The organism is Paenibacillus lactis, from assembly GCF_017873605.1.
In the GTDB taxonomy this organism is placed as follows: domain Bacteria; phylum Bacillota; class Bacilli; order Paenibacillales; family Paenibacillaceae; genus Paenibacillus_AQ; species Paenibacillus_AQ lactis.
Genome location: NZ_JAGGKI010000006.1, coordinates 349,036 through 358,089, shown reverse-complemented (window position 1 = coordinate 358,089; position 9,054 = coordinate 349,036). Strand labels below are relative to the sequence as shown.

The following is a 9,054-nucleotide window of genomic DNA, read 5'->3' as shown; positions in this document are numbered from 1 at the left end:
TTGGGCGTTGGATTATTCTTTCTGGCTGCCCATTTGTAGTAACTACTTCGAGCGATACCTGCCAGTTCACACAGCAAGGCCACGGGGTAGTTGCTGGTTAGCGCTTCGATGGCTTGGTAGGTTTGACGTCGCTTTGCTCTTGCCCCCTTTGCAGTTCCCATAGCTTTTTTAGCAAGGCATTCTCCGCTCGCAGCCGCAGGACTTCTTCCTCCAAGGTTTTGGCCTTCTTCGGTCTCCCGTTCTTCGAACCCGTCGAGGTGCCTCTTTTTTCCTTGAGACCCTCAATTCCTTCTCGCTCGTAGTGAGCCACCCATCTTCGAACCATCCTATCATCGATGCCCAAGGTCTTGGCTACCGTCTTGTAGCCAAGACCTTCCTCCAGGAACATCGCAACAGCCTTGCGCTTAAATTCGATGTCATATGTCTTTCTTATTTCGCCCATGGAAAAAATCCCCTCCAAAGTAGACTTTAATGCGCTTTTTACACACTGTCTACTTAAAGGGGATAATATCAAAATAGCGACTTATATTGGGACCATGTTTTTGTCCTCCGACACCAATTTGAAAAATTTCGGTTAACTCCTTTTCTTCTTATGGATCATTCCTCTTACAAATGGCTTATGTTAAAATCCATCCTTCATTAGCGGGCGCCTTTCCCTTCAGCTCGCCTTCGCGAGTTTCGCGCTTCGAATCGATGACGAAGCATATACGACGAGCGCTGTCCAAATGAGCGCAAAGCCAACGAGCAATATCGGGGAGACCGATTCCTTGAACACGAATACGCTCAGCAACAGCATGATCGTTGGCCCGATGTATTGTACGAAGCCGAGCGTGGACAGCGTCATCCGGGCAGCCGCCCGGGCAAAGAAGAGCAGCGGCAGCGCCGTTACAACGCCGGAAAGAAGCAGTTCGATGAACATGGACGGAGGCAGCGTCCATGCCGTTGTCTTTCCTACGGCAGCCAGATAAATCCAGTAGCCGAGTGCGACGGGCAGGACGACAGCCGTCTCTGACAACAAGCCCACAGAAGCGTCTTGCGCGATCTTCTTCTTCGCAAGACCGTATAAGCCAAACGACACGGCCAGCGAGATCGCAACCCACGGGAACCTCCCGTAGTCGATGGCGATGATGAGCACCGCGGCACCCGCGATGGCAATCGCGAGCCATTGACCGCGGCTTGGCTTCTCGCGAAGGAATACCACCGCAAGCAGTACATTCAGCAACGGGTTCAAATAATAGCCGAGACTTGTCTCGACAACATGGCCGTTGTTGACCGCCCAGATGAAGATCAGCCAATTCGCAGCGATCAGCAATCCGCTGGCAGTGAGCGACAGCAGCAGCGAGCGGCTAGCTGCAATCTTCCTGAGTTCACCCCAACGGCGCTGGAGCGCGACGAGAATACCCATGAAGACGAACGACCAGACAACCCGATGTGACAGAATCTCGCCTGCCGGCACATTATCAAACAACTTCCAATAAAGCGGGAGAACCCCCCACATGATATACGCAATAATAGCGTTGACCAATCCATTATTCATGATTACGTCCCCTCTTCTCTCTCCGATGTCTGAAACGGATTATACGCCTCGATCCTCGTTTAAGTAAAGTAAATAATCTGTATGTGCTTACTTAAAAGAAAAAAGACCGCAATATGCGGCTTTTAAAGTCCATAGGTTCTAAACGTTCCACACGTTTCACATTGGTATGGTTTGTTACGAATTAACAATATAATCCTAGCCGAACTCCGATTTAGATTCACAATATATCCTCATCCGCCAGTTCTTTGTCTAGAGATCCCATTTTTTGTAATAACATAACCTGCCGGCAAGCAAGTTGTATCCGGATGATTTTTACAACGTGAAAAAAGCTCTTTAACATCTCGCTGGAAATCACTACGCGGACTCTTGGGTTCTCTTATTCCCCATTTCGACATGCATTCCAATATCAAACCTTGAGTCTCCGGATATTTCCTTGCAGTTTCAAGAAGGCAGCCAACAGCCACCAAGCGGGTTGTTTCCTCGTATTTTTTCTTCAGTTTATGAACGCAGCTTGTAACCAAATGCCAAAGCCAAGCTTTGTACGTTTGATCACTATTGGGTATGGCTGTATCAAAATATCCTCCGCGAATGCATGCCCATAAAGCTAGTAAACTATTGTTAGTGAGAGTAATCGTTTCATCGTTTTTCACATAGCTGTGCAGCGTATTAATATGACAGGATATATTAATGCCTCGATCAGCCAATCTCCTCCATATACTGCTATTGAGCTCTTCCGTAGGCAGATCATTGATAAAATAATCCGATAACAACAGCTCTACGACTTCCGCTGGCAACGAAACGTTTAAGGAAATTAGTGAATCCAACATAGCTGCTGCCCGGTACTGCACATACCGTTCCGATTCTAATTTGTCTCGTTCCTTTTTGTCAATATACAATAATCGTGCCATTGGGGTAACGAATGGTTGCAATACACCGTTCTCAGGCAGACATTCATAAGCTACTTCTATTAAATCAGCAACAAGCTCGGGGTTGTTTACTACAGTGAAAAAGCCCAGATCCCGCTTGGCATGACATAAGCTTTCGATAAAGCTAACGATCCAATTCGCAGCTTTCAAAGTTTCATCAGACGACAGTATTTCCTCGGCAAGGCTAGCTTTCATGCTCTCCCGTTGAACCGCGTCCACAGACACAAATTGCTGGAGTCTATCCAGAATATTATCTTCTTTTAACATATCGAATATTGATCCCCTTCACTTGCAAGTAAATAAGCTTATCGCTTGCCTCTCCAATCCTATACAATTTACCATATATACGGTTAATAGAACGAACTCTATGGTAATGAAAATCAGAACCGTCCTTCCCGTTAACAGAGGCGACGGCAGACGATCCTCCAGCCAGCTGCCGTCGTATTGTGAGATTGAGCTATCTAACCATTTGCGTATTAGTTATTGCATTAGTATTGGAACTATTGCGTCAAGTTGCATTCCTCTTGATGCTTTCAATAAAATCACGTCATTCTCCGTAATCACTCTTTTTATAGATCTTGCCAAGTCCATTTTATCCATAAATGTTTTTACTGCGCCAACTGGGTAATTCTTTGTTGCTTCTAATGCAATAAGACGGCTAAGTTCGCCGAATGTATATACATAGTTAATTTCACGGGGATCAAGGCTTCTCCCGATGTTTCGGTGAAACTCTTCTTCACGATCACCAAGTTCAAGCATATCACCAATTACTAAATACTTTTTTCTATAGCCTGTTAGTTCTTGAAAAGTCTTTATTGCTGCACTGACAGAATCAGGACTCGCATTCCATGCATCATTAATTACTGTAAATCCCAAAGAAGAATCAATCTTTTCCATTCTCATCCCGGGCAGTTTTAGGTTTCGAAACCCCTCATTAATTTCTGTTGAGTTGAAGCCCATCTTTAATGCAATTGCAATTGTAGCAAGTGCATTATTAATATTGTGTTCGCCGAAAGCGGGAGATAAAATTTATCGTTAGCTACAGAAAATTTGGAACCGTATGGGTTAGTCACAACATTTTCAGATGTTATATCATTAAAATGTTCTTGGCCAAAACTTATGGTTTCTATTGAGGTTCTTAGAATATTACAGAGTTTGGTGGTTAACAACGGGTCGTCACCGTTATAAACTAGACATCCACCATTCTTTAGACCGTTTAAAATTTCTAATTTTGCTGCAGCTACTCCTTCTTTGGAGCCGAGGCTTGAAAGATGCGCAACCCCAATCATTGTAATTATTGCGATGTCCGGCTCGGTAATTTTTGATAACTGATCAATGTGTCCCCTTTCACTCATTCCCATCTCAATTACTGCAACTTCGACATCTCTATTTATCCTTAAAATTGATAATGGGACACCTACTTGACTGTTTAAATTGCCTTCTGTTTTGTAAACGCGAAGCTTCGTTTCTAAAACTGAATGAAGCATTTCTTTCGTAGTCGTCTTACCGTTGCTACCCGTAACACCAATTATTTTGACTCCTAATTCTTTTCGATACGCTTTCGCTAATTTTTGTAAGGACTCTAGGCAGTCATCAACAAAGATTAGCGGCAGGTGAATAGGTGGGTCCGGGTGATCCGTTTGCCAAAAAGCAGCCACTGCCCCTTTAGCGATTGCCTCTGTAACAAAATTATGACCATCTAGCTCTCTTATAATAGGAATAAATAAGTTGCCTGGCTTAACTGTTCTTGAGTCAATCGACACTCCTTGAATCAAAATTTCTTCAAACTCCCTTGATAACCCATCGCCTTCCGACATCTGTTCAATAACTTTTAGTTTATGAGAAATCATCATAACACCGCCATTTGTTAAAACGTTATTTTGTGCCTTGACCAAAATGCACGAAACAATGTAGTGACCCGTGCGCGGAAATTTTCCTTTTTGTTTATCTTGATAATGACATGGATGAAAGGAAAAAAATAGATCCATCTAGGAGACATTTTCTGCATTAGGTGGTCCTTACACTTTTCAATTTCATGATTGTTAATGCATCGTCTAATAAGACAGGTGCGGTTAAATCACAAAAAACGCAGCTATGCGGCTTTAAGCTTAGACATTCCCGCCATCGTTCAGATTTTCAGTGAACAAGAAAGCAATTGTCTGAATCAATACTATACATTATGATGGTGTTATCTTGAAAAGGGACAATTTGATACACCAAAAAACCTCTCCCTCCAGTTATAGATGGTTGTACTTCCATCTCACCGAAGGAGAGGTTTCTTTTTGGGTTGCTTTCTCGACTAGCAGCGGGATCATGTATACTGGTTGACGTTATGCGATGACGCTGCCGAGGACGAATTTGCTACCTCCGTGTATAACATGCAGGTCCCCCCTTCTCCGCTACGGGATGTGGCCTAGCATTCACAATATTTTTTCAGCATCTAGGGACCAGCCGGATCGCCCTACAAGGTATGTTACAAGTTCATCGTCGAAGCCGATCCCGAAACCCGGTGTGGCCGGAATATGGATCTCGCCATTTTCGATTCGGTAGCCAGATACGTCCATTCCCTCAATTGTAATATCATCATATTCCACAAATTCGAAGTTACGTACCGCTGCTGCCAAATGTCCCGACGCGTAAATGCCGTAGGCATTGCCGTAACAATGAGGCGCAGACCGCAAACCATGGGCATCCAGCTTCTCGCCTAATTCCATCCAATGCGTGAAGCCGGGCCAGATGATATCGTACTGCAGCACATCTACACGGCCGCGAATCGCCCACTCAACAAGATGAGGTGCTGCAAGACCTTCCCCATCGGCGATAAGCACATTCTGTCCACGTTGACGGAGCCATTCCTTCAGGTCCTCGTATAAGGCTTCATCCTCATGAAAGGCTTCTTCCACCCAGTATAGATTCACGTCCGCCAAAGCTGCCAAAACCTCTTTGGTTAAGTTCAAATTATATGCATTATTCGCATCGATCATGATCTTGCCTGCGGGACCTGCCACTTCCGAAATCCCATGTACGATCGCGATATCTCGTTTCGTCCCTTCCCAGAGCGGCATATGGCGTCCGCCTCGGCCAACCTTAATCTTAAAATGACGTTGGCCCTTCGCATAACCTTGCATCGCTTCTTCTTGCATCAATGCGACTGCAGCCCGCTCATCGGGCAAATGTAAATCATCGAAGTATAGCGAGGTATCATAACAAGGGACAACCAAAGGGGCTCCCGATAGCGTGCGGGCACCGGACACTAATTGGTACACGGGTTTACCTTCCCGCTTCCCTAACCAATCGAACACGGGATATTCCAATTGTAAACGATACGCTTCATGCAGCCGGCCACGCTCATCGAATAAGTCAAGCAATCGGCGGCCGATTATGTTTTCGGCCCATTCCGGCGTCATATGGATCGAGCTGCCGTAACCTGATTGTCCATCGATCGTAATTCTGGCGATATCCACTGTGCAGCTTTTGCCATGAATGCCGATCCTGCCATTGGCTCCCGCATTTCTGGCTCGTTCCCCCGTTAACTTAGCGAATTCGATTTTTTCCACTTTCCAATCAGCCTGTATAACCGCAATGTTCATAGGATCCTCCTTAGCCGACTTGACGGTATCATGTCCCTATTTGATTCGTGAACAGAGCACTATTGTAGATTTATATTGTTAGTAGATAAGAAAAATTCTCCATCCATTGAGATCTGTAATAAAACTCACGGTTTCGCAGTCGTGAGTAAAAAAACTTCCCCGTCCTATTTTGCCTTTGGATTATCATGACAAGTATTGTCACTATTATGAGACTTAATGTAGATGTATCCATGAGTGGAGTTACGAATAGACATGTAAAGGAGACGGGTAACGATGTTGAAAGCGCTCCCTTTTATTATGTTGGACGGAAAGGATTATGTTGGACGGAAAGGCTGAAGAGGCGATCCTATTCTATGAGGAAGCGTTAGGCGCGACTATCCTGTTTAAGCAGACGTTCGGAGAATCGCCAGGCGGCGAGAAATTGTCCGAAACGTAGAGAGCCCGACTCGCTCACTCTATTTTGCGTATCGGCGACACGGAGCTCTTTGCGGCTGACATTGATGCGGATTTTCCCTACAAGGAAGGAAATCAAGTGAATATTTGCTTGACGACGCCAGATGTAAATCAATCAAAGCGTTTCTTTCAAGCTCTGCAGCAAGGAGGTCAAGTGAATATCCCTCTTGGAGAAGTTCATTTTAGTCCTGCATATGGCGTTGTGACCGACCGGTACGGCGTTACGTTTCAGATTTTTACGGTGAAACCGGAATAAACAAACTGTCACAGGCTACCCCAGCCATGAGCTGGAGGGCAGCCCTATTTCTGCTTGGCAACGCGAAAGTGGAACAAGGCCGGAGTGTCAATCCATCAGAGGATGTTGAATCAATCATCTACCCTTAGCTATATAAGACCTTCGCTTCATTCATAAAGTTAACGCTCGCCCATTCCCCCTCCATCTTAAACAACTCATTAACAGTCTTATGGTCCGTAGGGGGTTCATCAATCCAATTAAGCAGAGTGTGAATGATGGAATCTTTTTCTGGGAATTGCTGAAGAAAGACTTCGGCCTGCTCGTGAAGTCGAGTCGTCCAAATCTGAGAACGCACCATCACCATGGAATAGTATGTTCAAATAAGTTTACGGGCGAAGCTTGTTGTAATAGTTTTATAATCTTCTCCAGACACTGTTGTTAACCTTGCTAATGTCCGGTCAAGGGCCTGTTCAATATTGCCATTAAAACGGATTTTGGAATCGCTTCTCCTCTGCTACACTACCATACAGATAAACACTATGAAGTTCCTGATGAAATACCTGTTTAAAGCTCTCGATCGATTCATGGATGCAAGTCATATAGACATCATCAATTTTGTCTTTGCTAGCATCGCTTACTATGAAACCATTAGGGTCTAGACCATAACCAGCTTTTAAAATCCTCATTCCAATCACCGCCTCACATCAAAACAAGTTACGGGCTGACGTAATCTCCCGAAAATGAATAATGATATCAAACCATTTGGCGAGAGGCCCAACTATGTGAAAGGTTGAATCTTTCTCAAGGTCGTAATTATGTGCAATCCCTCCCCAATACACAACTTTGTCACCTGTGTTCTCGTGCCACCAAATCATGTTTTTTGCCATTCGATGATCGAGGTCAAGGCTCTCAAAGCCCTCGTACTCATAGAAGCCTAAGATGAAACGAGCGTATTGAAGCGCCAATTCGTGCCCGTCATTTCTCGGGAGCTTGGCAATGAGCTGGTAGGCCAGTCGTGCGTGATCAATGAATCGCTGTTTATTTTGCTGGCTGGAGTACCACGCGATATGCTTGTCGATTTCACTCGAGGGACGAAGAAACGAATAATGAGTCTCTAGCTCATCCAGCCGTTCTGGCGCATTTATTCGTACATAGTTTGCCACTTCGTCGGATACCTGAACATGCCCTGCACCGAAGTACCCACCAAAAACTCGAATCGTATCGCCCGGGTTCTGTATATTATAGGAGCGCATCCAACATAGAGCATCGAGAACCTCTTCTGTCTGTAAAGGGCCCCAAGTTGCAGCAAGCAAAGCTTGTGGGTCGCCCTTGCCTGTACGCGCAAGTACTCATTAAGCTGCATCCCTATAGTCCAGTCCGTCTCCAGAAAGAGCGTACGGAATCCCAGGTGTTCAACAAGGAATCTCGTAAGTCGGTCCTTAATGAGATATATCTGGTGAGCGCTTCGGGCACCGCGAGTCGACTCTCCAACCCCGATGATAGTAGTGCGGCGAAAGATATTGGCTAAGGGCTCAAAATCAGTGAAAGAAGCCTGGGGATTGTGGCGTTCACTGATTGCTTTATTTGCTTGGTGCAACACCTTTTATCAGTAATTCCGTCCATTGGGCGGTATAAGGGAGAATCCTCTTGTAAATATGGGGGCTGGAGATCCCTTCAACCAGAGCCTGAAAATAAATCAGAAGAAATTCATCCGAATATTTGAGATCAACCTTACCTTCTTTACGCCCGCGGTGAAATAAATCCAACATGAGGCTGTAGCTTTCCTGGACGTACTGCTGCATCATCAGTGATAATCCGTCATCTCCTTTCTTCGTAAAATAATCCATTAAATCGAAATAAAATTGCTTGTTGATCTTCTCCAGAAATTGAATTTTGATCTGACTCATGGCAATGATCGTTTCTTCGAAAGGTTTATTTTCGGCCATGAGCTCCCGGGCCGATTCTCCCATTTGAGTTAAAAAATACTTAAACACCTCCTGGATCAGGTTTTCTTTACTCCCAAAATACTTAAATATCGTCGTTTTACCGACATTGGCATGTCTCGCGATCTCATCTACCGTTACATTTTCGATGCCCGCATCGGTATTCATCAAGTTAAACGTTGCTTCTAGAACTTGATTTTTCTTCGCTTGGGTCCGCTTTTCAAAACCATTCATTCCTTATTCCTGCTTTCTAACGATTATGATTAAAAATGAATATGGAGGATTTAGTTCGTATTTTTCCTTCCTATTAATTATATATCGAAATTACGAATTATAAAACAAATAAGAGTTCTAAACTTATGTTTTTTTG

8 protein-coding genes and 2 pseudogenes are annotated in these 9,054 nt (G+C 44.6%); 1 reads left to right on the top strand and 9 read right to left on the bottom strand.

Translation table 11 applies throughout. From position 1 onward, the window contains the following. Positions 1-97: 97 nt before the first annotated feature. The 6 genes from J2Z18_RS14520 to J2Z18_RS14500 all read right to left on the bottom strand — a co-directional run bounded on the left by J2Z18_RS14520 (position 98) and on the right by J2Z18_RS14500 (position 6,053). Entirely contained in the window at positions 98-442 is a 345-nt protein-coding gene (locus tag J2Z18_RS14520; protein ID WP_007128026.1) for a transposase, read from the bottom strand. A 216-nt stretch (positions 443-658) separates the two neighbouring features. Beyond that, positions 659-1,537, bottom strand: a complete 879-nt coding sequence (gene rarD / locus J2Z18_RS14515) for an EamA family transporter RarD (protein WP_210094864.1) — start codon at positions 1,535-1,537, stop codon at positions 659-661. 230 nt (positions 1,538-1,767) lie between these two features. After that, on the bottom strand, positions 1,768-2,730 hold the full coding sequence (locus J2Z18_RS14510; RefSeq protein ID WP_210094863.1) for a hypothetical protein: 963 nt from the start codon (positions 2,728-2,730) through the stop codon (positions 1,768-1,770). 213 nt (positions 2,731-2,943) lie between these two features. Continuing rightward, complete coding sequence (locus tag J2Z18_RS30470; RefSeq protein ID WP_245255994.1) at positions 2,944-3,360, bottom strand: glutamate ligase domain-containing protein; 417 nt, start codon at positions 3,358-3,360, stop codon at positions 2,944-2,946. Between the two features lie 65 nt (positions 3,361-3,425). After that, positions 3,426-4,451, bottom strand: a complete 1,026-nt coding sequence (locus tag J2Z18_RS30465; protein ID WP_245255993.1) for a UDP-N-acetylmuramoyl-tripeptide--D-alanyl-D-alanine ligase — start codon at positions 4,449-4,451, stop codon at positions 3,426-3,428. Between the two features lie 432 nt (positions 4,452-4,883). Further along, positions 4,884-6,053: an enolase C-terminal domain-like protein gene (locus tag J2Z18_RS14500; protein WP_210094862.1), complete on the bottom strand. Its 1,170-nt coding sequence runs from the start codon at positions 6,051-6,053 to the stop codon at positions 4,884-4,886. 316 nt (positions 6,054-6,369) lie between these two features. Between J2Z18_RS14500 and J2Z18_RS14495 the strand changes: the two are divergent. Further along, positions 6,370-6,762: pseudogene (locus tag J2Z18_RS14495) on the top strand (VOC family protein). 461 nt (positions 6,763-7,223) lie between these two features. On the opposite strand, the gene J2Z18_RS30460 reads toward J2Z18_RS14495, so the two are convergent. The 3 genes and pseudogenes from J2Z18_RS30460 to J2Z18_RS14480 all read right to left on the bottom strand — a co-directional run bounded on the left by J2Z18_RS30460 (position 7,224) and on the right by J2Z18_RS14480 (position 8,918). After that, on the bottom strand, positions 7,224-7,427 hold the full coding sequence (locus tag J2Z18_RS30460; protein ID WP_007128033.1) for a hypothetical protein: 204 nt from the start codon (positions 7,425-7,427) through the stop codon (positions 7,224-7,226). An 18-nt stretch (positions 7,428-7,445) separates the two neighbouring features. After that, positions 7,446-8,066: pseudogene (locus tag J2Z18_RS14485) on the bottom strand (erythromycin esterase family protein); the annotation flags it as partial. Positions 8,067-8,321: 255 nt separating this feature from the next. Continuing rightward, positions 8,322-8,918 (bottom strand): TetR/AcrR family transcriptional regulator, encoded by a 597-nt coding sequence (locus J2Z18_RS14480; protein WP_007128035.1) that lies wholly within the window; start codon positions 8,916-8,918, stop codon positions 8,322-8,324. Positions 8,919-9,054: the final 136 nt, after the last annotated feature.